The organism is Polaromonas sp. P3_B1 (assembly GCF_056402935.1).
The window spans coordinates 1-24,888 of the sequence record NZ_JBFUGK010000030.1; the positions used below are offsets into that span (position 1 = coordinate 1).

24 protein-coding genes are annotated in these 24,888 nt (G+C 65.2%); 8 read left to right on the plus strand and 16 right to left on the minus strand.

The features are described 5' to 3' along the window. Positions 1-117: 117 nt before the first annotated feature. Positions 118-597 carry a hypothetical protein gene (locus AC1DXS_RS17040; RefSeq protein ID WP_477738661.1) on the plus strand — a complete coding sequence of 160 codons (480 nt, stop codon included), beginning with the start codon at positions 118-120 and terminating at the stop codon, positions 595-597. Positions 598-1,038: 441 nt separating this feature from the next. Here the strand turns inward: AC1DXS_RS17040 and glmS are convergent, their stop codons facing one another. Next, entirely contained in the window at positions 1,039-2,889 is a 1,851-nt protein-coding gene (gene glmS, locus AC1DXS_RS17045) for a glutamine--fructose-6-phosphate transaminase (isomerizing) (RefSeq protein WP_477738662.1), read from the minus strand. Positions 2,890-3,022: 133 nt separating this feature from the next. Between glmS and AC1DXS_RS17050 the strand changes: the two genes are divergently transcribed. Then, positions 3,023-3,508, plus strand: coding sequence for an Lrp/AsnC family transcriptional regulator (locus AC1DXS_RS17050; protein ID WP_477738663.1), 486 nt, complete (start codon positions 3,023-3,025; stop codon positions 3,506-3,508). Here the strand turns inward: AC1DXS_RS17050 and AC1DXS_RS17055 are convergent. The 4 genes from AC1DXS_RS17055 to AC1DXS_RS17070 all read right to left on the minus strand — a co-directional run bounded on the left by AC1DXS_RS17055 (position 3,505) and on the right by AC1DXS_RS17070 (position 9,645). Beyond that, a complete protein-coding gene (locus AC1DXS_RS17055) occupies positions 3,505-4,161 on the minus strand; it encodes an FABP family protein (protein ID WP_477738664.1) in 657 nt (218 codons plus the stop codon). The genes AC1DXS_RS17050 and AC1DXS_RS17055 overlap by 4 nt on opposite strands. Before the next feature lie 19 nt (positions 4,162-4,180). Next, positions 4,181-5,626, minus strand: coding sequence for a DUF3999 domain-containing protein (locus tag AC1DXS_RS17060; protein ID WP_477738665.1), 1,446 nt, complete (start codon positions 5,624-5,626; stop codon positions 4,181-4,183). Continuing rightward, positions 5,623-8,604: a DUF2339 domain-containing protein gene (locus AC1DXS_RS17065; protein WP_477738666.1), complete on the minus strand. Its 2,982-nt coding sequence runs from the start codon at positions 8,602-8,604 to the stop codon at positions 5,623-5,625. The genes AC1DXS_RS17060 and AC1DXS_RS17065 overlap by 4 nt, the downstream gene beginning before the upstream one ends. 105 nt (positions 8,605-8,709) lie before the next feature. After that, positions 8,710-9,645 (minus strand): LysR family transcriptional regulator, encoded by a 936-nt coding sequence (locus tag AC1DXS_RS17070; RefSeq protein WP_477738667.1) that lies wholly within the window; start codon positions 9,643-9,645, stop codon positions 8,710-8,712. A gap of 252 nt (positions 9,646-9,897) precedes the next feature. On the opposite strand from AC1DXS_RS17070, the gene AC1DXS_RS17075 reads away from it, so the two are divergent. After that, positions 9,898-10,854, plus strand: a complete 957-nt coding sequence (locus AC1DXS_RS17075; protein WP_477738668.1) for a DMT family transporter — start codon at positions 9,898-9,900, stop codon at positions 10,852-10,854. A gap of 782 nt (positions 10,855-11,636) precedes the next feature. Here the strand turns inward: AC1DXS_RS17075 and AC1DXS_RS17080 are convergent. The 3 genes from AC1DXS_RS17080 to glmU all read right to left on the minus strand — a co-directional run bounded on the left by AC1DXS_RS17080 (position 11,637) and on the right by glmU (position 14,368). Then, positions 11,637-12,230 (minus strand): hypothetical protein, encoded by a 594-nt coding sequence (locus AC1DXS_RS17080; protein ID WP_477738669.1) that lies wholly within the window; start codon positions 12,228-12,230, stop codon positions 11,637-11,639. Positions 12,231-12,245: 15 nt separating this feature from the next. Then, positions 12,246-12,824 carry a hypothetical protein gene (locus tag AC1DXS_RS17085; protein WP_477738670.1) on the minus strand — a complete coding sequence of 193 codons (579 nt, stop codon included), beginning with the start codon at positions 12,822-12,824 and terminating at the stop codon, positions 12,246-12,248. Between the two features lie 119 nt (positions 12,825-12,943). After that, positions 12,944-14,368: a bifunctional UDP-N-acetylglucosamine diphosphorylase/glucosamine-1-phosphate N-acetyltransferase GlmU gene (glmU, locus tag AC1DXS_RS17090; RefSeq protein ID WP_477738671.1), complete on the minus strand. Its 1,425-nt coding sequence runs from the start codon at positions 14,366-14,368 to the stop codon at positions 12,944-12,946. Between glmU and AC1DXS_RS17095 the strand changes: the two genes are divergently transcribed. Next, positions 14,367-15,299 (plus strand): DUF6279 family lipoprotein, encoded by a 933-nt coding sequence (locus tag AC1DXS_RS17095; protein ID WP_477738672.1) that lies wholly within the window; start codon positions 14,367-14,369, stop codon positions 15,297-15,299. The two genes, glmU and AC1DXS_RS17095, sit on opposite strands and share 2 nt — an antisense overlap. Positions 15,300-15,345: 46 nt before the next feature. On the opposite strand, the gene AC1DXS_RS17100 is transcribed toward AC1DXS_RS17095, so the two are convergent. Then, positions 15,346-15,549, minus strand: a complete 204-nt coding sequence (locus AC1DXS_RS17100) for a hypothetical protein (protein ID WP_477738673.1) — start codon at positions 15,547-15,549, stop codon at positions 15,346-15,348. Positions 15,550-15,739: 190 nt separating this feature from the next. Next, positions 15,740-16,498 (minus strand): Crp/Fnr family transcriptional regulator, encoded by a 759-nt coding sequence (locus AC1DXS_RS17105; protein ID WP_477738674.1) that lies wholly within the window; start codon positions 16,496-16,498, stop codon positions 15,740-15,742. Positions 16,499-16,576: 78 nt separating this feature from the next. Between AC1DXS_RS17105 and AC1DXS_RS17110 the strand changes: the two genes are divergently transcribed. Next, positions 16,577-16,984 carry a BLUF domain-containing protein gene (locus tag AC1DXS_RS17110; RefSeq protein WP_477738675.1) on the plus strand — a complete coding sequence of 136 codons (408 nt, stop codon included), beginning with the start codon at positions 16,577-16,579 and terminating at the stop codon, positions 16,982-16,984. Positions 16,985-16,995: 11 nt separating this feature from the next. Here AC1DXS_RS17110 and AC1DXS_RS17115 read toward each other — a convergent pair whose 3' ends face one another. From AC1DXS_RS17115 to AC1DXS_RS17130, 4 genes are all read right to left on the minus strand, one after another. Next, entirely contained in the window at positions 16,996-17,985 is a 990-nt protein-coding gene (locus AC1DXS_RS17115; RefSeq protein ID WP_477738676.1) for an MBL fold metallo-hydrolase, read from the minus strand. 124 nt (positions 17,986-18,109) lie between these two features. Beyond that, entirely contained in the window at positions 18,110-19,105 is a 996-nt protein-coding gene (locus tag AC1DXS_RS17120; protein WP_477738677.1) for a Bug family tripartite tricarboxylate transporter substrate binding protein, read from the minus strand. Positions 19,106-19,153: 48 nt separating this feature from the next. Continuing rightward, entirely contained in the window at positions 19,154-19,516 is a 363-nt protein-coding gene (locus AC1DXS_RS17125; RefSeq protein WP_477738678.1) for an AtuA-related protein, read from the minus strand. Then, the gene (locus AC1DXS_RS17130; RefSeq protein WP_477738679.1) at positions 19,513-20,877 is read right to left on the minus strand and encodes an acyclic terpene utilization AtuA family protein; all 1,365 of its coding nucleotides are present in this window, start codon (positions 20,875-20,877) and stop codon (positions 19,513-19,515) included. The genes AC1DXS_RS17125 and AC1DXS_RS17130 overlap by 4 nt, the downstream gene beginning before the upstream one ends. 88 nt (positions 20,878-20,965) lie before the next feature. Here AC1DXS_RS17130 and AC1DXS_RS17135 point away from each other — a divergent pair, with 88 nt between their 5' ends. Then, positions 20,966-21,868 carry a LysR family transcriptional regulator gene (locus AC1DXS_RS17135; RefSeq protein ID WP_477738680.1) on the plus strand — a complete coding sequence of 301 codons (903 nt, stop codon included), beginning with the start codon at positions 20,966-20,968 and terminating at the stop codon, positions 21,866-21,868. Between the two features lie 19 nt (positions 21,869-21,887). On the opposite strand, the gene AC1DXS_RS17140 is transcribed toward AC1DXS_RS17135, so the two are convergent. Then, positions 21,888-22,448 (minus strand): gluconokinase, encoded by a 561-nt coding sequence (locus tag AC1DXS_RS17140; protein ID WP_477738681.1) that lies wholly within the window; start codon positions 22,446-22,448, stop codon positions 21,888-21,890. 70 nt (positions 22,449-22,518) lie between these two features. Between AC1DXS_RS17140 and AC1DXS_RS17145 the strand changes: the two genes are divergently transcribed. After that, a complete protein-coding gene (locus AC1DXS_RS17145) occupies positions 22,519-22,971 on the plus strand; it encodes a TfoX/Sxy family protein (RefSeq protein ID WP_477738682.1) in 453 nt (150 codons plus the stop codon). A gap of 79 nt (positions 22,972-23,050) precedes the next feature. Here AC1DXS_RS17145 and AC1DXS_RS17150 read toward each other — a convergent pair whose 3' ends face one another. After that, entirely contained in the window at positions 23,051-23,686 is a 636-nt protein-coding gene (locus tag AC1DXS_RS17150; protein WP_477738683.1) for a DUF2917 domain-containing protein, read from the minus strand. Positions 23,687-23,836: 150 nt separating this feature from the next. Here AC1DXS_RS17150 and AC1DXS_RS17155 point away from each other — a divergent pair, with 150 nt between their 5' ends. Beyond that, positions 23,837-24,820, plus strand: a complete 984-nt coding sequence (locus AC1DXS_RS17155) for a LysR substrate-binding domain-containing protein (RefSeq protein ID WP_074579566.1) — start codon at positions 23,837-23,839, stop codon at positions 24,818-24,820. Positions 24,821-24,888 lie beyond the last annotated feature (68 nt).

Below are 24,888 nucleotides of genomic sequence, written 5' to 3' on the forward strand. Positions count from 1 at the left end.
GACATCTGATCCCTCAATGCCCATCGCCTGATGACATTCAATGTCGCCACGTCTATCACTCCTAATTTCCCCTGCTTTTAAAACAAGCAGGGTAGTGCCTACGTGGGTCAGTTTTGGATGGAAATTACTGCGCTAAGTGGGTCAGATTTCGACGGAATTCAACAACGAAGACCGAAGCTCGACCCGCCTGAGGATTTGATCGGCGGCAAACTCAACCAGGGATTGTTTGAGTTTGGGCGACTGGCTGCGACCCTGGGAATCATGACTGTAGCCGGCTTTCCAGTGGTCCGATCCCTCCCCGATTTGTATAGATCACCACGCGTTCTCTGGTTCGCGCTAGATGATGAATGCCAAGACGACAAAGAGTTTTACATCAATCAATTTTCAATCCCGCTTGATAGGGCGACTAACGAGGAGATTGAGACCCTTTCAATTAGACAGCTGGTACAAATGGTTGGAACAAACTCGCGAGTTTTAGAGTGGAACCAAGCAGTTGCCCAGATAAACACGCTGCGGAATGAACTGAGTCACGGACGCGGTTTTTTTTCGTATTTCGGGGGCTACAAGCCGGTTTATTTCCTCATCCCCACAGAGTGAGGCGCGAGTTCTTGCCTGATCATTATTTCGAGGCTCTTCCCTTGAAACCCATTTCCTCATGCGAAGCGGCAGGTCATCACCCCCAACAGTGACTGATCCTACCCCCTTGCTGTTTGCCCATAAAAGACCGGATACGGACCTAGGTGTGCGACTCTGACACAAGCGCGCCCATGTTTCGGCGATTTTGTTATCTCGATTACGAGCCAGGTGACCAGCTACGCGGCATAGGGATCGAGCTTGCCGAGCTGATCCCGCTTCTGCACTTGGCCTCGCTCTCTTCCGATCACAGGTCTTTCTCAAGGTGTTGCGAGCCAAGTCTGAGAGTCACTCCTATGGCAGCAGCCGCGCTGCGCCAAACAACTTGAGGGCTTTTTTTACGGACTTTCTTGGCGTTTTACAGTCTTTATTTTTACAAACAGTGCGCTTCGCGCACCGTGACCGTCATTCGACGGTCACGCTCTTTGCAAGATTGCGAGGCTTGTCAACATCCGTCCCCCGCGCCACCGCCGTGTGATACGCCAACAACTGCAGCGGCACCACATGCAGCAGCGGGCTGAGCGCGCCGTAGTGTTCAGGCATACGGATCACGTGCAGGCCTTCGCCGCTTTCGATGTGGCTGTCAGCGTCGGCAAGCACGTAGAGGACGCCGCCGCGGGCGCGGACTTCCTGCATATTGCTTTTGAGTTTTTCGAGCAGGGCGTCATTGGGCGCGACGGTGACGACGGGCATGGCGCTGGTGACCAGGGCCAGGGGGCCGTGCTTGAGTTCACCGGCCGGGTAGGCCTCGGCGTGGATGTAGCTGATCTCTTTGAGCTTGAGCGCGCCTTCAAGCGCGATGGGGTAGTGAAGGCCGCGGCCGAGGAAGAGCGCGTTTTCCATTTTGGCGAAGTCTTCGGCCCAGCTGATGACTTGCGGCTCCAGGGCCAGCACGGCTTGCAGGGCGGCGGGCAGGTGGCGCATGGCTTTGAGGTGGCCGGCTTCTTCTTCATCGCTGAGCTTGCCTTTGCTTTGGGCCAGGGCCAGCGTGAGCAGGAACAGGCCCGCAAGCTGGGTGGTGAAGGCTTTGGTCGATGCCACGCCGATCTCGACGCCGGCGCGTGTGATGTAGGCGAGCTTGCATTCACGCACCATGGCCGAGGTGGAGACGTTGCAGATGGTGAGTGTCTGCGTCATGCCCAGGCTTTGCGCGTGGCGCAGCGCGGCCAGGGTATCGGCGGTTTCGCCGCTCTGGGTGATGGTGACGACCAGGGTCTTGGGGTTGGGCACCGACGTGCGGTAGCGGTATTCGCTGGCGACTTCGACCTGCGTGGGGATGCCGGCGATGGACTCAAGCCAGTACTTGGCGGCGCAACCGCTGTAGTAGCTGGTGCCGCAGGCCAGGATGAGGACGGAGTCAACATCCTTGAACACGCGGAAAGCCTGGTCGCCGAAAAGCTCGGGCACTATGCCTTCCACGCCTTCGAGCGTGTCGGCAATGGCGCGCGGCTGCTCGAAGATTTCTTTTTGCATGTAGTGGCGGTAGGGGCCGAGCTCGGCGGCGCCGCTGTGGGCGTGCACGGTCTTGACCTCGCGCTGGGCGGGCTTGCCGTCCTTGCCGACAATCCAGTACTTGCCGAGCTGGATGTCGACCATGTCGCCTTCTTCGAGGTAGACGATCTGGTCGGTCACGCCGGCCAGGGCCATGGCGTCACTCGCGAGGAAGTTCTCACTCTTGTCCTTGCCGACCCCCAGGATCAGCGGTGAGCCGGCGCGCGCGCCGACGACGCGGTGCGGTTCGTCCTTGCAGAAGGCGGCGATGGCGTAGGCGCCGTGCAGTTGCGCGACGGTGGCCTTGAGGGCTTCGAACAGGTCGCCGTCATACAGGCTGTCCATCAGGTGGACGATGACTTCGGTGTCGGTCTGGCTTTCAAAGGCATAACCCTTGGCCTTCAGGCCTTGGCGCAGCTCTTCGTAGTTCTCGATGATGCCGTTGTGCACCAGCGCGACTTTGCCGGGTTTGCTTTGCGATGCGGCGCCGCTGCCGTGGCTGAAATGCGGATGGGCGTTGTGCACGGCGGGCGCGCCATGGGTGGCCCAGCGGGTGTGGGCGATGCCGGTGGCGCCTTCGAGTTTGTCGGCGCTCACTTGCTCCTGCAGTTCGGCCACGCGTGAGGTACTGCGCGCGCGCTTGAGGCCGTCGGCATAGACGGCGACGCCGCAGGAGTCATAACCGCGGTATTCGAGGCGCTGCAAACCCTGCACCAGGATGGGAACGATATTTCGAGTCGAAACGGAAGCAACAATGCCGCACATGGAGGTCTCCTGAGAAAGAATGGCTTGATGCTACGGACTTGTTGTTTTGTTATGTGATTGATTTTTCTTAATTTATGGAATTTAATTTCACAATTTACCAATGATTGAATTTAATTTCATTTAAAGTCTATTAATGGAACAAATAGTCTTTGATGAAACTGACCTCAAGCTGCTCGACAGCCTGCAGACCGATGCTTCGCTGAGCAACCAGGCATTGGCCGAGCACGTCCATATCTCGCCGCCCACCTGCTTGCGCCGCGTCAAGCGCCTGCGCGATGCCGGGCTGGTGGAGCGCGATGTGGCGCTGCTCAATGTCGACAAGCTGGCCGCGATCACGGGCCATGGGCTCACAGCACTCGTGGAAATCACGCTGGAGCGGCAAGGCGCCGAGCAGCAAGAGGCCTTTGAGGCGCGCGTGGTGCTCGATGAAGCGGTGCAGCAGTGCTACCGCGTCTCGCCGGGTCCGGACTTCATGCTGGTGGTGCACGTGGCCGACATGCCGCGCTACCTGGCGCTGGCGCAGCGGCTGTTTACCAGCGATGCGAATGTGCGCAATGTGAAGGCTTTTTTCAGCACCCGGCGCGCGAAGTTTGCGCCGCGGGTGTTGCTGGCGCCTTAAGCCGTAGTGCCCTGCTGCTTCGCCAGCGCCTTGGGGTTGAGCGAAGGCTCGCCGACCTTGACGAGTGTGTTGCGGTCGGTGTGGTCAAAGGGCTGGTCTCGGCCCTCTATCTGCAGCACGGTGTTCTGGAAGTAAGACCAGCTGCCGTCRGCATTGAGCGTGACCGAAATGCGCCAGGCCAGCGTGGTGAAGGCGTGCTCGATAAAGGGGTTGGAGACGATGCCGTTGACCAGGCTGCCGCGCTCGGAGACCAGCTCGAACTGCGTCGCATCGGCGGACGCCTTACCGCTGGCCATGGCCACCTGGCCGCGCGGAATCGCGAGCGTGTGATAGATGGTGCTGGTGGCGGGCTCCCACAGCCAGTAGCCCACTTGATCGTGGTAAGTCTTGGTAAAGCCGGGTTTGTGGATGAAGGTGTGATACCGCAGGCCATACAGCGCCTGCGGGCCGTTGGTTTGAGCGTCTATCGGATGGAGCTCATAACGCTCGATATAAGCCTGGGTTTTGGTGCCGGTGGCCACGGGTTTGACGTCAGCGCCGCGCGCGCCTTCCCAGATGCCGGCCATGGCGCGCAGCGGGCCCAGGTTGGCGAGGGTGTCGGGGTCTACCTCGGGCTCGGTGTAGATGTCTTTGGGGAAGGTGTCAGTGCTCATCGTGAATGTCCGGGCAGGGTCAGGCGGTCTTTCTGGTTTGTTTGAGCAGGCCCCAGGCCATGCCGGCCAGGGCCAGAACGCCGAGCAGCAGGATGCCCCAGAGCACCAGGCTGCGCGTGGGCAGGCCGCCCTCTTGCGGCGCGCCGGCCACCAGCGGGCCGGCAAGGCCGCCGCTGCCGCCCGGGGCTTCGGCCTTGGCCACATCGGCCTGCGCGAGTGGCAGCGTGTTTTCCTGCAAGGGCTGGTAGTTCGGAATCAGGCTGGCCATGGGCAGGAAAGCGCCCGCGGCGCCCGACGGGCCCGCAAGCCCCGCCGCCAGCGTGAAAGGACCCTGGCCGCTGGCCAGGAACACGACTTGCGCGGGCTCGAATTGCAGGGTGATCTCGGGCGCGGCGGCAAAGCCCGGGGTCTTGGCGTCGGCTTCTATCTTCACTTCGCGCACCGAGGCGCCGCGCAACTCGACCGGGCCGCTGGCCTGCTCCTTGCCCGTCGTGCCAAGGCGGTAAACCACCGAGCTGGCCAGCAAGGCCCAGGGCTGCTCGCGATTGTTGCGGCCCAGCACGCGTATGGGCACCAGCACATTGCTGCCCTGCGGCGTGATTTTGAGTGCGGCCACCGGCGTGGCAAACGGCAGCACGAACGACAGCTCGTGCGCGTTGCTGAGCGCGGGCGCTGCCATGGTCGCACTGACGCGCTGGCGTAGGGCGGTGCTTTGAGAGGTGAGCAGCGTGGCGCCGCGCACGGTGACGGCGGCGGCGCCCCAGCTGATGCGCAAATAGTGGTCCTTGAGGTCGGCCATGGACAAGTCCAGGCGGGTGTCGCCCAGGCTGGCCGCGGAGGCCGAAGCATCGGCGCGGTAGAGCACCGTCTCGGCCAGCGGGCGCCAGTTCCTGAGGTCCTTGCTGGCCTGCACGTTGAAGGTGACGGGCTGGCCAGGCGGCAGGTCGGCATCCAGGGTCATGCTGGCCACCGGCTCCTTGAGCTTGCGCGCATCCAGCAAGGCGCCCAGCACCTTTTGCGGCGCGCCCGACGCGGTGGTGCCGCCGCCGGTGTTGAGCTGCACCACACGTTTGCCCTGGCGCTCTTCGATGCGCAGCGACAGGCCGTCAAGCCCCGCATTGCCGGCGGACTCCGCGCCAAGAATGGGATAGGCGGGCAGCTTGACGCTGTTTTCCTGCGTGGATGTGGGTGTGGGAACACTGGCGAGTGCCATGGGCACGGGCTGGCCGGCGGCGTTGAAGAGGCGCAGGTCCGCATAACCCGCGTTTTGCAGCCGCACCAGCGCTTCGGCCGGCAGCAGCAGGCGCTGCAGCGGCGCGTCGGCCGCCGGGGTGACGGGAATGCGCACCGCGTAAGACTTGGCATTGCCGGCATCCACCGGGTCGGCCGCCCACAGCGGCAGCGACGCGCCCAGCCCCGCAGTGAGGGTGAGCGTCAACAAGCGGGCGTATCTGGATGTCTTCATGGCTGGGCCTCTTCTTTCAGGTCAGGGGCATCGGGCAGTCCGGCGGCCGATGCCTTGGGCGGCAGCGGCGCGAAGTAGCCGACCACCAGCATCAGCACACCGACCACGATGAAAGCGATGATGCGCTCGGCGCCGCCGGCGTTCGACAAATCAATGAGCAGCAGCTTGACCACCACCAGGCCCAGCAGGCCTGCACCCACCAGCCACAGCGGCCGCTGCACGCGGCGATGCGCGAGCACCATCAGGGTCAGCGCCAGCAGCGTCCACAAGATCGCATAGCCTGTCTGCACCACAAAGCTTTCGAACAGCGCATCGGCGTCCCAGCGCACACCGAAGAAGTGGTGGGCAACGCGCAGCCACACGGTGTTGACCGCGATGAACACCAGCAGGGCCAGCACCACCAGCGCATTGCGGCCGGTGGCCCAACCCGCGCCGGCCGGCGGCGGCGCTGCCGTCACCAGCACGCGGCGCCAGAACACCAGCGCGCCCAGCGCGAGGGCCAGGGTCAGGTCGGTCGGGTTGAGCAGCGGGATGTAAGGCAGGGGTGCGGTGTGGCCCGAGGAGTGCACGGCAGCAAGCAGCGTGCCCCAGAACACCAGCAGCGCCAGCGGCAGGGCCGCCAGCCAGTAATAGGCCTGCGCATGCGGGTTGCGCGGCCAGGCATACGCCTCGCGCTGTGCCTGCCGGTTGGCCTTGCCGGCCCAGGTGGCCAGCAGCATGAGCACGGCGATGGCGCTGACCAGCAGCACCACGCCGGCCCAGGAGGTGCGCCAGAGCTCGGCCTTGCCTATGCCCGACCACAGGCAATCGGCCAGCAGCACGGTGACCAGCCAGGCGCCCGCCGCATGCAGGAAGCCGAAGGGCGATGCGCGGTCTTCGCCGCCGGGCAGGACGGGAGCCTGCGCCAGGCGGTCGGTCTGCCGCAGCATCCAGTAGTGCAGCACCAGCACCACCGGCCAGACGGCCCAGGCCGGCGTGGCCAGCACGCGGTAGCCTTCGCCGGTCTGCGCCAGGTAGCCCAGCGCCAGCACGGCGACGCTGATGCGCGCGGGCCAGGTCGCGACCGGCCACTGCTTCTTCAGGCCCAGCAGCATGGACAGAGCCGCGCTGGCAACCACGGCCAGCATCATGAGCAGGCCGCTGGTGCGCTCGCTGAAGACATGCTGGGGCATGGCGTCGGCTTCCAGGGCCGGCACGCGGCGGGCGATCTCGAGCAGCCAGCCCAGGCACCAGAAGAAAAAGCCGTAGAGGTAAACCGGCACAGACAGCCCCGACTCGACACCCGCATAAGCCTTGGCCCAGGCGGATTCGCTGTGCGGCAGCGGCCGGCGCAGCCACCAGGCCAGTTGCAGCGCGGGCAAGGCGATCAGCATCGCGCCGATGAAGGCCGGGTTGGCCAGGGGAATGGCAAACACATGGTGGCCCAGGCCGCCGGCCGCGCCGTCCAGCCCACCGAGGAAGGCCATGGCCGCGACACCCTGCAGCAGCAGGCCGAAGGCGCGCGCCATCCAGCGCTGCTGGCGCATGCCGACCCAGAAGGCGCCCGCGCCTTCCAGCGCCCAGACGGCCGAGGTCCACTGGGCATCAAGCGCCAGCGGCACGGCCAGCGTGGCAAAGCCGACACCCAGGGCGATGAAGCATTCGATCAACAGGCGGTAGCTTGCCAGCGCGCGCCGCGCCAGCACCGTGGCCGCCAACAGATAGAGCGCGGCAAAGCCCAGCGCCGAAAAAGCCGTGCCGAGTTCCATGCCGCGCACCAGCCCGGCCTGCAGGCCAAAGCCCACGAGCGGCGTGCCGAACACCAGCATGGTGTCGACAGCATTGCCCAGGCGGGTGGGCGTGTTGCGCGCATACAGGATGGCGGTGAACAGGTAGACCAGCACAAAGGCGATGAGGAAAGGCTGGCTGCTCGCGTAGTTTTGCGGCACGTATTTGAGCAAACCCCAGGCCGTGGCGACGCCGAAGGTGGCGATAAAACCGACCACATTGAGGATGCGCCAGGAACGCTGGTAGGCGATGAAAAGAATGGCCAGGTTCAGCAGCATGTAATAGCTGAAGAGGCCGACGTGGCTGCCCTGCCCTGTCGACAGCAGCAGCGGCACGGCGAAGCCGCCGGCAAAGGCCGCGACCGCGAGCGCGCGCGAATCCTGCAGCAGCGCCAGCGCGCAGCTCAGGCCGCAGACCACGATCATCAACGCGAAGGCCGGCAGCGGATCGAGCAGGCCGTAGAGGCGGAAGGCCGCGAACACCGTGAGGTACATCACCGCCACGCCGGCACCCTGCAGCGCCAGCGCGAAGCCGGGCTTGTCGGCCCGCTTGCGAAAGCCCACCACCAGCAGCGCGATGGCCGCCGCGCCTATGGCCGCAAGCCGGAACTCGACGGGGAACAGCCCGGCCGATGCGGCATAGCGCGCAAGGAAAGACAAGCCGATGAAGAGGATCACCAGGCCGACCCGCACGATGGTGTTGCCGCCGAGGAACCAGTTTTTGGCGGCGAGGAGAGCCAGCTCAACCGGGTTGGGTTCGGCTGGTTTGTAGGCGGGCCGGACCGTAGCCGTAGTGGCCGTGGCGGTAGAGCCGGAGGCGGGGGAAGCTGAAGCGGCTTGCGCGCGTGGCAGGCCGTTGGCGGCGAGGTCCGGCGCCCGTGTTTGCGATGCGGCTTCGTTGTCCGCGGCGCTGGCTATTTCCGGTGCCGATGCTGGTATCGATGGGGGCGCCGGCGCCGCCGCGGGAACGGGAACAGGCATGGGCAAACTGGCGCCGTCTGTAGCCCCGGTTGCGGCAGTAGCCTGGCGCGCGGCGGGCGCTGCCGGCCGCGGCGCTTTTTTCCACGCGGCCTGGACTTCCGCCCGCACCGCCCAACGCAGCGAGAAGCCGGCGAACAAACCCAGGAAGGCGCCGAGAAAAACGCCGGCATCACCGTAACCCGGCCACAGCCAGCCGAGGATGGCACCCCACACAATGCTCCAGATGATCATGGCCTCGGCCTCCCCTTTTTATGGATGGGGCTGATGGTACTTGATGGGTTGGCGGCGGCGGGAAGGCGGGAAGGCGGGAATACGGGAAAGGGAGATGCCGGGGCCTCAGGCGCCGACCGGCGCGGCGCGGGAGGCCTGGATTTTTCCGGCTGCAACGGGCTTGGGTTTTGCCTGCCCCCGCGTCCGTTCCCGCGCGGTCTCCCAGAAGGCGCGGGCCAGCGGCGAGAGCTTGGCCACGTCCAGGCAGGCCAGGCCCACGGTGCGCGGCTGCGCCGGCAGCAGCGGCCGGTAGACCACGCCCTGCGGCGCATCAGGCAGCGCCAGCCGCGCGGCAACGGAAACCGCGAGGCCGCGCTGCACAAACTGCAGGATGGAGATGATCTGCGTGAAGTGGTAGAGCACCTTGGGCCGCGTGATGTTCTTCTGCAGGATGGGCACGATGACCGGGCCGCAGCCGGCCTCGGTCAGCACGAAGTCCAGGCCGTTGAGCGCGTTGACAGGCACGGCCTTGTGCGCCGCCAGCGGGTGGCCGGCAGGCAGGATGGCGACAAACTCGTCCTGCACCAGCGGCAGCACCTCGAAGCGCTCGTCGGGCACGACCACGAAGCCGAGTTCCACACGTTTTTGCAGCAGCCATTCGTCGATGACTTCGTCGCTTTCTTCCTCGATGCGCACCTGCGCACCGGGATGGCCCAGCTTGAAAGCAGCCAGCAGCGGCGGCAGCAGGTTGACGGTGGAGGTGGGGCCGAACGAGCCTATGCGCAGGGTGCCGGTTTTAAGCTCTTTCGCGTCGCCGAGCTCCTGCGCCATGGTGGCGGCCAGGGCCGTCATTTCGCGGGCGCGCAGCAGCAGGCGCTCACCGGCGTCGGTCATGGACACACCCGAGGCATCACGCAGCGCGAGCTTGACGCCGAATTCCGTCTCCAGCGCGCGCAGCGCATGGCTGACGGCCGACTGGGTGGTACCCAGGCGCATGGCCGCGCGCGAGAAGCTGCGGCATTCGTCCAGGGTGATGAGTACTTCGAGTTGGGCCAGGGTCATGGTGTTTCAAAAATACAAGACGGTGTGCGGGATAAAAAAGAAGATCAGAACAAGCTACGGACACTCAACAAGGACTCAACAAAGACTCAACGAGAGTCAACAAGACAAAGGTGGATGCCGTAGATGCACAGGCTCGAAGATGAGCAAATGCTCATTTGATAGTGAGCAATTTAACAATTAATCTCATACATCAATTTACCCGATTCGCCGCTTTCCACCAAATACCCACCCCCAGTACCCGCTTCCCCACCCATGACCACCGCCTCCCCCTCCGCCACCCTGCCCACCGCTTCCACCGCACCGGCTTCGCCCACACTCGCAAACGGCAAGCTCTGGAGCCTGTATTTGCGCCTGACCTGCGTGCCCATCCTGTGGGGCGGCACCTTCATCGCGGGGCGCGTGATCTCGGCCCACCTGCCGCCCGCCACGGCCGGGTTTATCCGCTTTGTATTTGCAACCCTGGCTTTGCTGGCGGCGCTGCATTTCACCGAAGGCCTGCGCGCCATCACACGCATCACCCGGCGCCAGTTGCTGGGCACCATGGCCCTGGGCGCGACCGGCATCTTTGCCTACAACCTGCTGTTCTTCACCGCGCTGTCCGTACTGCCGGCGGGCCGCACCTCGCTGATCATTGCGCTCAATCCGGTGGTCACCTTGCTGATTGCCGCCGCGTTGTTGGGCGACCGGCTCTCGGCCACGCGCTGGGTGGGTGTGGCCCTGGCGCTGCTGGGCGTGTGGGTGGTGGTGACGCGTGGTGACCTGTCGCAGATCGTGCAGTCGCTGGGCAAAGGCGAACTCGCGATGTTCGGCGCCGTCTGCGCCTGGGCCGTCTACACCCTGGTGGGCCGCAAGCTGCTGCAAGGCCTGTCACCCGTGCTGGCCACGCTGTGGGCCGCGATCTGGGGCACCTTGTTGTTAGGCCTGCTGGCCCTGCGTGACATCCACCAGGTGCACGCCGCATCGTTCACACCGGAAGTCTGGGCCGGCCTGGCTTTTCTCGGCGTGCTCGGCACAGCCGTGGCTTTTGTCTGGTACTACGAAGGTCTGCGGCAGCTGGGCGCTGCACGGACCGTGGTGTTCAACAATCTTGTGCCGGTGTTTGGGGTTTTGTTGGGGTGGCTCATTCTTGGTGAGCCTTTGAGCGCCAGCCTGCTGGCGGGCGGGGCGCTTGCGATTTTTGGGGTGTTTTTGGTGAATCGCGTTAAGTAACGCGATCAAATATTTGGCCGGTCTTGTTCCGGCCTTTGCGCTTTCCCTCTCTACCTCTGCTTCGTCTGCTTACTCTTCCAGGGGTAGCTGGCCGGGGGTTGCCCGGCGGCAACTCACTTTTATCGAAACCCGCGAAGCGGGTTTTCTTTTGTTCGCCAAAAGGCGCGCTACGCGCGCGGGGTTTGCTCACTTCGCGCAGCGAAGTTACGCAAACACCAAAAGTAAGCAAAAGAAAAGGCGACCCTGGTGTCTGCGTCCCTTCGCTTCGCTACGGGCAGCCTGTGGTGCTCGGTCCAGACGGGGTCAAAAACAACTCGCTTCGCTCAAACACGTTTTTGCCCTKATCCGTCTGGACCTGCGCTCCTCGGCGCATACACAAGGGGCCCGACTACCAACAGCCAACAGCCGAAGACAGAACMCCGAATACCYAAACCACAAGGACACGCCRYGGCGTGTCCTTRTTTGTCTTGGTTTGTTCTTTGGTATTTATCTTTTGTCCCCGATCCCGATTGCCCCGTCCTGGCTGGGCCGAGGAGCGCAGAGACAAGCGGATCAGGGCAAAAACGTGTCTGAGCGAAGCGAGTTGTTTTTGACCCCGCTTGGCTCGAGCACCGCAGGTTGCCCGAAGCGAAGCGCAGGGACCCAGACTGCGGGTCGCCTTTCTTTTGGGTACTTTTCTTTGGCGAAGCAAAGAAAAGTGCCTCGCCCGCCGGGGCGAGACCCGGCCAGCAAGCCTCAGCAGAGAGCCCAGAGGAAGCGCGCCCGCCAGCGCAAGACCTGGCTTACTTCCGGAGTGCCGGCGACTCCACCAGCGCCTTGACCAGCTTGGCCAAAGCATCATTCGAAGCCCTCACTGCCGCCAGCGAGAAATTACTCTTGAACTCCGAAAAGGTCGCCCCGCCTTCGCCGCTGACGCGTATCGTCTCAACGGGCTGGCCGGCGGCGTCGACAACGGTGCAGACGAGCTTGACGCTGAACTGCGTGGGCGGCCAGGTGAAGGCGCCGTCGGAAGAAGAGTTGGTGGTGACTTCAGGCGTGATCAGCAGCGAAATACCGCCGGACTGCAGCGCCGCGAAGTCCTTGGGGTTTTGCACCTTGCTCACGCTGGTGAATGCCTCGGACAGCGCCTTGTAGAAACCGGGCTCGATGTCGCGGTAAGGGAAGTAGCGCACCTTGTCGCCGCCGCCGCCGGGCGTGGTCACTTCCACCGAGCGCAGGGCGTCGGGGATGTAATAGCCCACCTTCTTGGCGATGGGCTTGGCGCCGGCGGGCACGGTGACCGCCGCGAGATCGGGGTTCATGGTGATGGGGTGTGCGCAACCAAACAGGACAACGCAGGCCAGGGCCGAGAAAACATAGCCAACAAATCGGTTCATGGTGATGGGCTCCGGTTAGTTGCGAATGGCTTTGACGAAGTCGGGGTCGGTCACCAGCGAGGCAATCAGCGACTGCACCATCGGCGCGTAGTTKTTGGCGGCCAGCGGAATGGCCACGGCGCCGGCGAAAGCGCTTTCCCATTTGCGCTCTATGCGCTTGACCTTGTCAAAGCGCACCTGGCCGTTGGCCTTCACCACAAAACGCGCCTCGATCTGCCCGGCATTGGTGCTGAGTCCGCCCGCGTCGATGTTGTTCTTGATCAGGGTGCCGCTGATTTCAACGCCCGATTGCGGGTTGTACAGCTTGGCCAGTTCCAGCTCCTGGCGCAGCGCCGCGGCGATGTAGTCGCCGTAGTTCTTGCCCACGGGCGAGGTCATGGTGTTGGCGCGCAGGGAGAGCGCGGCGGCGCCCGGCATGCCGGCCGTCACGGCGATGGTGCCGGTCTTCACGGAGGGCGCGCCTTCGATTTTTTTCAAGGTCTCGACGTTGTCGATGGAGGGCGCGTAATTGGGCGCCGGGCCGGCACAGCCCACCAGAAACGCGGACACAGCAATACCCGTGAACAGGGCAAGACGCCTGAACTGTTGAAACATGGGGAATCCCTCTTTGAAATGTGTTGGATTAGGCGGCACCCATCCCTGGGTGCCGTCGGCCCCGATGTTACGTCATGTAACCACGATTTCGGCCACCCCGGGAATACCCGGAGTGGCGTTCAGGAAGAGCGCGGAGCCTTGGCCGGCCGCTTCCAGTTTGGCAGGCTGACCTGCTTGCCGCGCGCCACACTGAGCGCCTCGGGCGGCGTGCTCTTCGTAATGGTAGAGCCGCCCCCCACGGTTCCACCAGCGCCTATGGTCACAGGCGCCACCAACACACAATTGCTGCCGATGTGCACGTCGGCCTCAATCACCGTGCGGTGCTTGTTGGCACCGTCGTAGTTGGCGGTGATGCTGCCGGCGCCGTAGTTGACGCGTTCGCCCACGGTGGCGTCGCCCAGGTAAGCCAGGTGGTTGGCCTTGGCGCCTTTGGCGAGGGTGGAGTTTTTGACCTCGACAAAATTGCCGATATGCACCTCGGCGCCCAGCTGCGCGCCGGGGCGCAGGCGGGCGAAGGGGCCGATGAGCGCGCCCTCACCCACCTGCACACCGAGCTTTTCACCGTCGATATGGGTGAAAGGATGAATCACGGCGCCGGCGGCGATGCTGCAGTTGGCGATCACGCAGTTGGCGCCTATGCGCACGCCGTCGCCCAAAGAAACGGCGCCTTCAAAAACACAGTTCACATCGATTTCGACGTCCCGGCCGCAGGTGAGCGTGCCGCGCAGGTCGAGCCGGGCCGGGTCGGCCAGGCGCACGCCCTGCTCCATCAGCGCGACGGCCAGGCGGCTTTGGTGGACGCGCTCAAGCTCGGCCAGTTGCACCGGGCTGTTGACCCCGGCCACCTGGGCGGCATCGGTGATCTGGTGGGCTACGACGGCCACGCCGTCGGCCACGGCGAATTTCACGATGTCGGTGAGGTAGTACTCACCCTGGGCGTTTTTGTTGTCGAGCCGCCCCAGCCAGCTGCGCAGGAGGCGCGTGGGCACGGCCATGATGCCGCTGTAGATTTCGCGGATCTCGCGCTGGGCGTCGCTGGCGTCCTTGTGTTCGACGATGGCGCGCACCTGTGAGGATGCCTCGGGGCCGGCGCGCACGATGCGGCCGTAACCGGTGGGGTCGGCCATGCTGAGCGTGAGCAGCGCCAGGCGCTGGCCGTCGCACTGGGCAATCAGCGCCTGCAGCGTGGCGGCCTGGGTGAGCGGCACGTCGCCCGACAGCACCAGCGTCACGCCGTCGTCGGCCAGCAGGGGAAGCGCCTGCTGCACCGCGTGGCCGGTGCCGAGCTGCGGCTCCTGGCGCGCGAACTGCAAGGCCACCTGGGCGCCGGCGGCCTGGCTGAAACGGCCGCAGGCGGCCTCGACCTCGGCCGCGCCATGCCCGGTAATGACCACCGCCTGGCGCGCCGACACGGAGGCGGCGCATTCGATGACATGCGCGAGCAAAGCTTTCCCGCCCAAACGGTGTAACACTTTAGGCAAACTGCTTTTCATCCGCGTGCCTTTGCCCGCGGCCATGATGACGACATCGATTGGGGTTGCCATGAAATTTCCTCTGAATCTTGGGGTGATGACGCGCCCGCGGGCCGCCGGTGCGGGCACGGGACGCTGCACGAGGATTATCGGCGGGCTGGCCGTCCTGGCGCTGGCGGGGCTGTTGCAGAGTTGTAGCCTGATGAAAGTGGCTTACAACCAGGCGCCCGAACTGGCCTATTGGCAGCTGGACCGCCATTTCGACTTCACCGACGCGCAAAGCCTGCAGGTCAAGGCCGACCTGGAAAAATTGCAGGCCTGGCACCGGCAGACGCAACTGCCCGGTTACATCGAGGCCCTCCAAAAACTGCAGCAGCAAATGCCCGCCGACATGGACGCCGCAGCGGCCTGTGCGATCTACGCGGATGTGCGCGGCAAGCTGGTCACGCTGTCGCGCCAGGCGGAGCCGCCCATGGCGACGCTGGTGGGCTCGCTGCAGGCCGGGCAGTTGAAAACCCTGGAGCGCCGCTTCGCCAGGAGCAATGACGAGTATCGCGACGATTTCCTGGAAGCATCGCCCAAGGCCCAGCGCGACAAGCGCTACAAAGAGGCCGTGAAGCGCGCCGAGATGCTTTACGGCCGGCTGGAGAAAAAGCAGCTGGCCGTGATTGAGCGCCGCATCGACACCTCACACTTCGACGCGCCGCGCAGCTACGCGGAAAAGATCCGCCGCCAGCAGGACGCCTTGCACACGCTGCGCCCGCTGGTGGCCGGCCAGGGCACGCCCGAGAAAACGCAGGCGGCGATGCGCGGTCTGTTTGAGCGGACCCTCACCTCGCCGGATGCGTCGTACCGCGATTACATGGACAAGCTGACGCAGGAAGCCTGCGTCACGCTGGCCGAACTGCACAACAGCACGACGGCGGCGCAACGCCACAAGGCCGTGGAAAACCTGCACCGCTACGAGCAGGACTTCAGGACGCTGCACGCGCAGACGTCCTAGGATTCACAGAAATTCCCGGAAACCCCCAGAATCTCGCAGCGCCGGCTCAGCCTTGGAAGGCCTCCACGTGCTTGTCCTGGTAGGGCCGTATACCCTCATCACGCTCGTCCCCAAATTGGCCTGAGGGGCCATCGCCCACGGACCGGTGCGGCTGGAATTCGCGTGAGCCGCTGCTTTGCTGTTGCTGGCGGTTGGCCACGCGGGGCGGTTGCTGCTGCAGGCGTGCGCCTGGGGCCTGGGTACGGTACATGAAAGGTCCTCCTGGTTCCGGTGTTGCCCAGGCTGGTGGGCAACGCGGGAAAACCACCACCTTAAAACCGGAGGCGCGGCGTGCCTGTCATCCGCCCAAGGGCCTTGTTGTCGGCGCCTGCCTACACCGGAAGACTGCACCCGTTGGGCACGCCCTCAAGCACCTCCTCAAATACCTCTTCAAACACCGGTCAAAGCAAGGGAACCTGCGGAGGCGGGGAATCGTAATAGTCGGCAATGCGCTCCAGGGCCCGGGTGTTGAGCAGGCGCAGCTTGCCGTCCTGGATTTCGTGCAGGCCCAGCTGGCGCAATCGCCGAAGCGTCTTGTTGGTATGCACCAGCGACAGGCCGAGCGTGTCGGCAATGTGCTGCTGGTTGATGGGAAATTCGACCATACCGCCTTCGGCCATGCCCACGCGCTCCAGCCGGCGGAACAGGTGCATCAGCAGCATGGCCACGCGTTCCGTGGCGTTGCGCCGCCCGGCGGTCAGCAGGTGGTCGTCCACCATGCCCTCTTCGCGCGCCGCCAGCCAGGTGATGTCATAACCCAGGTTGGGGAAATTGCGGAACAACTCCCACAGCCTTTCGCGCGGAAACACGCAGAGGCTGGTGTCGGTCACGGCTTCGATGCCGTGCATGGGGCCGTCGGCGAACTTCTGTTGCAGGCCGATGAAATCACCGGGCAGCAAAAAATTGAGGATTTGCCGGCGGCCGTCGCTCAGGGTTTTGTAGCGAAAGGCCCAGCCCGAGTACAGCGTGAAGAGTTTGCCGTTGGGCTTTTGCTCATAAAGAATGGTGCCGCCGGCCTTCACCGCGGTGGTGCCGGTGCGGAAGGCTTCGATGAACTTCAGCTCTTCGGCGTTCACCGGCATGAAGGCCCCGGTCCTGCGCAAACCGCAGGCATTGCACTGCGGCGGGCAGATCGCTGAAGTTGGCGTTGGGATGTTCATAAAAGACTTATCTTAGGTGCATATCCCTGTGTCTTTTGACATTGTGCGGTGCGAGGCGTGCCGCTACATTGTGCCGCGATGACACTCACAAGCACCTCCCTGTATGAAATCCTTTATGTCAGCACGCTGGCCCCTGAAGCGCCGCTCAGCGCTGTGGGAGATATCGCCGCCAAGGCCCGGCAGGCCAACGCGGAGCGTGGCATCACCGGCCTGCTGATCTTTGACGGCATGCGTTTTTGCCAGCAGCTGGAGGGCGGGCAGAAACAGGTGCTGGCACTGCTGGAGCGCATACGCCAGGACAGCCGCCACCTCAACCTGCAGGTTCTGCACCATGGCGAGCTGGCCGCCCGGCGATTCAAGCGCTTCAGCCTGGGCTACTGCCTGGTCGAGGATGACGACGTGCTCGAACGCATGGAGCACATGGACGGCCAGGCCGCGCTCGATGCTTTTGCGGGGCTGCTGTCCGGGCTGGACCTGGATTCCTGAGTTCGACGGCCCTAACCCTGGAGCGCGCTCCACATTTCCTGGTCGCGCTGCGCGGTCCAGATGCGCGGGTTCTTGATGCCGCTGGCTTCGTCAAAGGCGCGGCTCACGTCAAAGGGCAGGCAGTGCTCGTAGATGAACACATGGCCGAAGACCGGGTCCATGCTTTTGCGCGTGTGGGCCATCGCGGCCTTGAGGTCCATGCCAGCGGCCGCCGCTTCCTTGCCGGCCTTGTACAGGGTTTCGACCCAGCGCTTGGTGTAATCCAGCGCCTTGTTGACGTTGGCCGCGCCCTTCATGGCCTCGCCGCGGCCGGGGACTATGGCCTCGGCCTTGAGCGCGCGCAGGGCTTCCAGGGTGGCGGGCCATTCCTCGAGCTGGGCGTCGCCGGTGTAGACACCAGCCTCGTATTCGACCAGGTCGCCGGAGAACAGCACTTTCTCCTCTTCAATCCAGGCGATCGTGTCGCCGCGCGTGTGGCCGGGGCCGGGGTGCCAGACTTGCACCTTCACGCCGCCCAGGTCCAGCACCAGCTTGCCGGGGACTTCGCCCTTGACCGGATTGCCGCCGGCTATCACCAGGGTCGGCCAGGTGAGGCCGGGCACGCTTTCGGCGTTGCGAAAAAGGCGCGGGAAGCGCTCCATCTCGCTTTGCATGTCCTGCGCGCCGCGCTCGACGATCAGTTCGTAGGTTCCCTGGCTGGCGATGATTTCGGTCGCGCCCTCGGCCGCGTAGGCGCTGGCGCCCAGCACGCGCACCGCGTGGTAGTGCGTGAGCAGCACGTACTTGATGGGCTTGTCGCTCACCGTGCGTATGCGCGCGATCAGGTCCTGCGCCATCGCCGGCGTGGCCGTGGCGTCGCTGACCATGATGAACTTGTCGCCGATGATGACGCCGGAGTTGGGGTCGCCCTCGGCGGTGTAGGCCCAGCAATGCGCGCTGAGTTGTTCGAAGGTGATCTGCTTGTCGGTCAGGTCGGACTGGGAGGCGAAGGCTTTGGCCATGGGGTTTCCTGGGTGGGGGCGCGGCGGAAGGCGGAGCAGCCGCCGCCGGCTTTGCCCGGGGATTTTACTTAAACGTAATGCATTACGAATAGTTGAATCCCGAAACCCCGCGGCTCCCCTGCCCTTATTCAGGCTCTATGCCCGCCGCCTTGATGATTTTTCCCCACTTGAGGGTTTCGCTCGCCTGGAACTTGCGCAATTCCTCCGGGTTGCTGGTGAAGATCTCCGTGCCGCTGGACTGGTAGAAGGGCGCCGCCGAAGTGCTGCGCGCGGCGCGCGCGAGCATCTCGGCCAGCTTGGCCACCACGTCGGCCGGCGTGCCGGCGGGCGCRTAGGCGGCAAACCAGTAGGTCATCTCATAGCCCTTCACGCCGGCCTCGGCAATGGTGGGCACATCCGGCGCCAGCGGCGAGCGCTGCCGCGTGGACACGCCCAGCGCCTTGAGCTTGCCGGCCTTGACCTGCGGCAGGCCGGTGGCCATGTCGGTGATCATCATGTCGATCTGCCCGCCCAGCAGGTCGGTCACGGCCGGCGGGTTGCTCTTGTAGGGAATGTTCAGGATGTAGGTGCCCGTCATCTGCTTGAACTGCTCGCCCGCGACGCGGCTGGAGGAGCTGCCGCTGCCGAAGGACAGCTTGCCCGGTTTGGATTTGGCCAGCTTGATGAAATCGGCCACGCTGTTCACCGGCAACGCCGGGTTGACAACCATGATCTGGCCGCCGCGCCCCAGGGCCGTGAGCGGCGCGAAGTCCTTGACCGGGTCATAAGGCAGCTTCTTGAACAGGTGCTCATTGGCCGACTGCGTGGTGTTGGTGGTGATGAAGACGGTGTAGCCGTCGGGCTTGGCCTTGGCCGCCGCCTGCGCGCCGATAAAGCTGTTGGCGCCGGGCTTGTTGTCCACCACCACGCTCACCTTGTTATCGTTGGTCACGGCCTGGCCTATGGCGCGCGCCAGCTGGTCGGTCGCGCTGCCGGCGGCAAAGGGCACGATGAAGGTGATGGGTTTGTCGGGAAAGCCCTGGGCCGGCGCCAGCGCGGGTGCCAGCGCGCAGAGCGCGGCGGCGGCGAGCACCAGCGGGCGCATGCGTGGGCTTGTGAAGTGAGGGGTCGAGGGGGTCATGTTGTCTCCTTTTTTGAATTGAAAGTCAGTCGCCGTCTGTCGAAAACGTCAGGGCGGCCCCGCCAGCAAGGGCGCCAGCGCAGCGGGAATCTCTATCGGCAAATCCAGCAGCCAGAAAGACAGAGCCTTGCCGTGGGTGTCCAGGTTGAGCGCGTCGTTGACGCCGCCGTCCAGCACCTCGTCGAGCACAAAATTGAGCGCCGCCAGCTCCGGCAGCTCAAAGCGCTGCACGCGGGCCGGCTGCCTGTGGGCAAAGTGTCGTGCCACCGCGGCCTCGGTGACTTGCGACAGCAGCACGGGGTAAAGATCGGCATGCCAGGCGATCACGCTGATGTTGGAGCGGTTGCCCTTGTCACCGGTGCGGCCGTGGGCGGCGCGGTACAACGGCACTGTGATGTGCGAGACGCTCATTGCGCAATCTCCAGCATCTCAAAGCGCAAGGGCACCGACTCGCGCGGCACCAGGCAAGACAAGGTATTGAGGCGCGGCGTTAGTGAAGTGCGCACGCCGCCGCCGCCGGCCGGGCCGCAGCAGTACAGCGCCGTGACTTCGCGCGGCAGCCGCTCGGCCTGCGCGCGCTCAGCATGGGTCGCGGCCACGCGCAGGCGCACGTCGCGCGCATCACCCGCGGGGGTATCCGCCAGCAAGCGGCCCGCGTCGTCGCCCATGATGCTGAGCGCGCCTATCAGGTCCACACGCAGCGCGAGCTCCGGCAGGCGCCGGCGCAGCACCTCGGCGGCCAGGCGGGCGCGCGCCTCGGCGCGAGGGCCGGCATAAGAGATTTCACCTTCGGCCAGCCAGCCGCCTTCATGGCAGACATTGACTTTGAGGCTGGCCGGCCGCGCATGGCCGCGCACACCGCTCAGGGCCACCCGGTTGGGCCCGGCCGGGCTGAGCCGCGCGGCGCTGATGTCGGCCACCACGTCGGGCGTGAGGTAGGCGGCAGGGTCGTGGACTTCATACAGCAGTTGCTCCTTGACACCGGCCAGGCTCACCACGCCGCCGGTGTGCGCCGCCTTGCCGATAACGCAGTTTCCCTCGCTGTCGATCTCGGCGATGGGGTAGCCCACAGCGTGAAGGTCCGGCACGTCCTTGTAGCCGGGATCGGCGAAATAGCCGCCGCACACCTGGGCACCGCACTCGAGCAGATGGCCCGCCATGGTCGCGCGCGCCAGCCGGTCCCAGTCGTCGGCGCGCCAGCCGAAATGCGACATGGCCGGACCCACCGTCAATGAAGGATCGGCCACCCGCCCGGCCACCACGATCTGTGCGCCGGCGTCCAGCGCGGCGGCGATGGCTTCGGCGCCTATGTAGGCATTGGCGCTGACCTTGCGGATGCCGTCCATCGCGGCGCCGAGCTGCGCACGCAACAGCGCTTCGTGTTCCTCACCCGACAGGTCGTCGCCCGCCACCACGGCGATGCGCGGCGCGGGCAGGCCCATGCCGGCGGCCATGGCCTGGATGTGGCGCGCGGCCGCCAGCGGGTTGGCTGCGCCGAAGTTGCTCACGATGCGGATGTTGTGCGCCAGGCAGCGCGCCAGCACCGGGCGCAGCATGTCGTCCAGCAGCGGCTCGAAGCCGGTATCGGGGTCGGCGCGGCGGCGCAGTTGCGCCAGCGCCAGCGTGCGTTCGGCCAGGGTTTCAAAAATCAGGAAGGCCGGCCCGCCGCGCGCGATCAGCGTGTCCACCACCGGCCCGGCGGCATCGACACGGTCGCCGGAAAAGCCGGCGGCGCAGCCTATCAACAAAGGGGAAAGCGTGGATTCAGTCATGGACGAGTGGTGGGAGCCCTGAATTTAGGCCTTGCGCATTTATTTGTAAAATTGAAAATACTGATTCATTGATTTGAATGACAAATAAATGGCCCAACCCAACCTCTCCTTGCGCCAGCTGCGCGCCTTCCTGGCCCTGGCCGAGCAGCGCAGCTTCACGCAGGCCGCAGCCACCTGCCACCTGTCGCAGCCGGCCTTCAGCGCGCTGATACGCACGCTGGAGGGTGAACTCAACACGCGGCTGTTTGATCGCGACACGCGCAGCGTGGAACTGACGGCCGAGGGCCGCCTGTTTGCCGATTCAGCGCGGCGCTTGGTGGGCGATTTCGGCGCGGCTCTCAGCGACCTGAACGACCATGTGGAGCGCCGCAAGGGCCGGGTGCACATCGCGGCCCTGCCCTCGCTGGCGGCGGGCTGGTTGCCCGCGGTGTTCGCCGAATTCAGGAAGGCCTGGCCGGGCATAGAGCTCAACCTCAGCGACCTGCTGTCGGATGCCTGCGTGGACCTGGTAAGGAGCGGCAAGGCCGACTTCGCGCTGGCCTCCACCGGTGTGAGCCACGCGGGCCTGAGCACGCGGCTGGTCTGCACCGACCGCTTTTACCTGGTGTGCCGCAAGGACCACCCGCTGGCGGCCGAGGCGTCACCGACGCTGAAGAAATTGGCGCCCTACCCTTTTATCCATATGTCGCGCAACAGCAGCGTGCGGCAGGCGTTGGAAGCGGCGCTGCATCCGCAGCAAGCCAACACGGTGCTCGAGGTCGACCAGTTGGCCACCGCCGCGGGCATGGTGGAGGCAGGGCTGGGCATCAGCGTGGTGCCCGCGCTGACGCTGTTTCACTTTGAGCGCAAGACCCTGGTCACCCGGCCGTTGGCGGCCAGCGGCCTGACGCGCAAGATTTACCTGGTGCGCCGGCAGGAGGGCAGCCTGTCGGCGGCCGCGCAGGCGCTGCACGACCTCGTGGTCGACACCATGAAGGCGCGTACGCCCTGATAGCGGAGGCCGGGCCGCTTCAGCCGCGGCGGCCGGCGCCGGACAGCCAGTCCACCGCGCTGTGCGCCAGTGATTCCAGCGGCGCATCACCCGCCAGCGTCAGCACGCCGGGTTCGGCCGAAGGATCCTGCAAGGCTTCGAACTGGCTGGCCACCAGGCTGGGCGGGTAGAAGTGGCCGGGGCGCACGGAGACGCGGCGCAGCGACTCGGCCTGGCTGATGGACAGGTGCACAAACTGCAGGCCGGCGGCGGCGGCGCGCAGGCTGTCGCGGTAGGCGGCCTTCAGGGCCGAGCAGGTCAGCACCACGCCTTCAGGGTGGCGCGCCAGTTCGGCGCCCAGCTGCCGCAGCCAGCCTTCGCGGTCCTCGTCGGCCAGGGCGATGCCCTGCTGCATCTTGCGGATGTTGCCGGGCGGATGGAAGTCGTCGCCCTCAATCAGCGGCAGCGACAGTTGCTCGGCCACCAGGCGCCCGACAGCAGACTTGCCGCAACCGGCCACGCCCATCACCACCACACGCACGGGCGCCCGGGGAACGGTGTCGCGGGCGGAAAGGGGGAGGGTCTGGGATGCGGCGGTCATGCGCAAATTATCGCGGCCTGCGGCCGCTTCCCGCGCTCCTGGGTGACACCAGCTTTGTTATCGTTGCGGCATGGCCTCACCTCAAAACGATTTTGCGATGTATTGCTGCGAACTGCTGTCGGGCGTGGGGCCCTGCGTCGCCAAACGGATGTTCGGCGGTTTCGGCATCAGCACCGACGGCTTGACCTTCGCCCTGGTGGCCGACCTGGGCGGCGGCGAGATTCTGTGGCTCAAGGCCGACGAGGGCACGCGTGCGCTGTTCGAGGCCCAGGGCTGCAGCCGCTTCACTTACGAGATGACCCGCAACGGCGTGACTTCGCCGCACAGCCTGGGCTACTACAGCGCGCCCGAGGAAGCCATGGAATCACCGGCCCTGATGCTGCCCTGGGCGCGCCTGGCGCTGGAGTGCGCGCTGAGGGCGCGCGCGGCCAAGCCGGTCAAGAAGCCGAAAGCCAAAACCAAAGCCCCCGCCAAGGCCAAAACCAAAGCCAAGGTGGCGCCGGCCAAAAAAAGCCGCGCATAAAAAAACCCGCAGCCTTGCGGCCGCGGGTTCAAAGCTCCCTTCCGGAAGGAGCCACTGACTAGAACGGTATGACTCGGAACTAGACGAGGTTGGACATGGCCAGCACGTTGTAGTTGTGCGGGTGCCGGCGCTGGTCGGCCTTGAAAGTGTCAAAGTCGTGGCCGGCCGCCATGGGGCGGGCGCGGGCGGTCAAAAAAACCATGGCCAGCGGGGTCAGCAGGGCTTCAAGCGCCGCTGCCGCGCCCAGCACCAGGCCGCGAGCCAGGCGGCCCAGGGCGCCGGCGGCCAGGCCGAAGGCGGCACGCAAGTCGCTCAGCGGCTGCAGCACGCCGGCGCGCCAGCCGGCCGGCTCAGCGGCGGGCTGCCTGACGGCGGCGCAGGCCGCAACAGGCTCCCAGCTGAAATAGGCCGATGCGGCATGGCCCGCGCTGAAGGACTCCATCACGAGCGACTCACCGGCCTTGAGCGTCAGGCTCTCGCCCCGGCTCAGGAAATGGTCGCCGGCGCGTACCTCGGCGTCCTGGCTGGCGGAATCGAAGGTGGCCCAGACCCGGCCATGCGCAATTCGCAACACACCGGCCTGGGCGGCGTGCAAGGTCAGGGCCCGTCCCGCACCCAGCTTCCAGAAGCCCGCCAACCCGTCAACCTGGCCGGTGGTGGCATCGGTAGCCTGTTGCAAAAAGCGGTCGCCTGCGTGAGAAGCTGAGTGTTCCATGATGTTCTCCAAAAAAGGCACAAAGTGAGTGATGAGGGTTGAATCATCTCGCTGCCGGCTTGCGCGGTCCAATGAAATCGCGGTAAGCTATTCATTCCATAATCGCATCAATCAATCAGGCCGAAATTGCCCTAATACCCTCGAACTGTCATGCTGCATTCACAAACACACTTGCGTTCCCGGCCGATTTCCGCAGGCCAGCTCCGGGCTTTCGAGGCCGTGGCGCGTCACCTCAACTTCCGCGCCGCCTCGGAGGAACTGGCCCTGACCCAGTCGGCCGTGAGCCGCCAGATCCAGGGCCTGGAAGAGGACGTGGGTGTGAGCCTGTTCCACCGCCACACCCGGGCCGTGGAGCTGACCAATGCCGGCGGCATCCTGCTGCGGGCCGTCACGCCTTCGCTGGAGCGCATCGACAACGCGGTGCGGCAGATACGCCAGAGCGCCGGGCGCAAGAGCGTGTCGCTGACCACCTTCGCCTCCTTCGCCTCGATGTGGTTGATCCCGCGGCTGGAGGGCTTCCAGCGCGACAACCCCGATATCGACATCCGGATTGATGCGTCGGATGTCGCGGTGGACCTGGACATCTCGGACCTGGATTTAGCCCTGCGCTACGCCCCGGCCAGCCACATGCCGCCGGGCGCGATACGGCTTTTCGGCGAGCAGATCACGCCGGTCATCAGCCCCTGGCTGCTCAAAAGCGGGCCGCGCCTGAAAAAACCCGACGACCTCGCGCAGTTCACCCTGATCGAGGCAGGCGACGCCCACCAGACCCACCTGGAATGGCTGACCTGGCGGCGCTGGCTGGACGAGCACGCCAGCCCCAAGCTGGAGGCCAAGCGCTGGCTGTACTTCAATTACGCCTACCAGATGGTGCAGGCGACGCTGACGGGCCAGGGCGTGGTGCTGGCGCGCCTGCCACTGATCGCCGAAAGCCTGGCCTCGGGCGACCTGGTCGAGCCCCTGCCGCAAACGCGCATGGAGTCGCCCATGAGCTACTGGCTGATCGTGGGCCCGCGCAACGTGGCCAGGCCCGAGGTCGTGGCTTTTTGCGACTGGCTCAAAAGCCAGGCTGCGCTGACGCGCGAGGCGATTGGGGATGTGCCGGATCCGGACACGGTCGACAGTCTGGACTGACTGAGCCTCTGCCCACCCCTCGAGGCCCTTTCTTACTCCCTCTCCCTCTGGGAGAGGGCAGGGTGAGG

Excerpts from the sequence above, each read along its gene's own strand:
- AC1DXS_RS17080 (WP_477738669.1), bottom strand. The coding sequence starts at position 12,230 with ATGAACCGATTTGTTGGCTATGTTTTCTCGGCCCTGGCCTGCGTTGTC.
- AC1DXS_RS17115 (WP_477738676.1), bottom strand. The coding sequence starts at position 17,985 with ATGGCCAAAGCCTTCGCCTCCCAGTCCGACCTGACCGACAAGCAGATC.
- AC1DXS_RS17050 (WP_477738663.1), top strand. The coding sequence starts at position 3,023 with ATGGAACAAATAGTCTTTGATGAAACTGACCTCAAGCTGCTCGACAGC.
- AC1DXS_RS17075 (WP_477738668.1), top strand. The coding sequence starts at position 9,898 with ATGACCACCGCCTCCCCCTCCGCCACCCTGCCCACCGCTTCCACCGCA.
- AC1DXS_RS17105 (WP_477738674.1), bottom strand. The coding sequence starts at position 16,498 with ATGAACATCCCAACGCCAACTTCAGCGATCTGCCCGCCGCAGTGCAAT.
- AC1DXS_RS17040 (WP_477738661.1), top strand. The coding sequence starts at position 118 with ATGGAAATTACTGCGCTAAGTGGGTCAGATTTCGACGGAATTCAACAA.
- AC1DXS_RS17060 (WP_477738665.1), bottom strand. The coding sequence starts at position 5,626 with ATGAAGACATCCAGATACGCCCGCTTGTTGACGCTCACCCTCACTGCG.
- AC1DXS_RS17140 (WP_477738681.1), bottom strand. The coding sequence starts at position 22,448 with ATGACCGCCGCATCCCAGACCCTCCCCCTTTCCGCCCGCGACACCGTT.
- AC1DXS_RS17065 (WP_477738666.1), bottom strand. The coding sequence starts at position 8,604 with ATGATCATCTGGAGCATTGTGTGGGGTGCCATCCTCGGCTGGCTGTGG.
- AC1DXS_RS17150 (WP_477738683.1), bottom strand. The coding sequence starts at position 23,686 with ATGGAACACTCAGCTTCTCACGCAGGCGACCGCTTTTTGCAACAGGCT.
- AC1DXS_RS17070 (WP_477738667.1), bottom strand. The coding sequence starts at position 9,645 with ATGACCCTGGCCCAACTCGAAGTACTCATCACCCTGGACGAATGCCGC.
- AC1DXS_RS17130 (WP_477738679.1), bottom strand. The coding sequence starts at position 20,877 with ATGACTGAATCCACGCTTTCCCCTTTGTTGATAGGCTGCGCCGCCGGC.
- AC1DXS_RS17145 (WP_477738682.1), top strand. The coding sequence starts at position 22,519 with ATGGCCTCACCTCAAAACGATTTTGCGATGTATTGCTGCGAACTGCTG.
- AC1DXS_RS17135 (WP_477738680.1), top strand. The coding sequence starts at position 20,966 with ATGGCCCAACCCAACCTCTCCTTGCGCCAGCTGCGCGCCTTCCTGGCC.
- AC1DXS_RS17110 (WP_477738675.1), top strand. The coding sequence starts at position 16,577 with ATGACACTCACAAGCACCTCCCTGTATGAAATCCTTTATGTCAGCACG.
- glmU (WP_477738671.1), bottom strand. The coding sequence starts at position 14,368 with ATGGCAACCCCAATCGATGTCGTCATCATGGCCGCGGGCAAAGGCACG.
- AC1DXS_RS17095 (WP_477738672.1), top strand. The coding sequence starts at position 14,367 with ATGAAATTTCCTCTGAATCTTGGGGTGATGACGCGCCCGCGGGCCGCC.
- AC1DXS_RS17155 (WP_074579566.1), top strand. The coding sequence starts at position 23,837 with ATGCTGCATTCACAAACACACTTGCGTTCCCGGCCGATTTCCGCAGGC.
- glmS (WP_477738662.1), bottom strand. The coding sequence starts at position 2,889 with ATGTGCGGCATTGTTGCTTCCGTTTCGACTCGAAATATCGTTCCCATC.
- AC1DXS_RS17125 (WP_477738678.1), bottom strand. The coding sequence starts at position 19,516 with ATGAGCGTCTCGCACATCACAGTGCCGTTGTACCGCGCCGCCCACGGC.
- AC1DXS_RS17100 (WP_477738673.1), bottom strand. The coding sequence starts at position 15,549 with ATGTACCGTACCCAGGCCCCAGGCGCACGCCTGCAGCAGCAACCGCCC.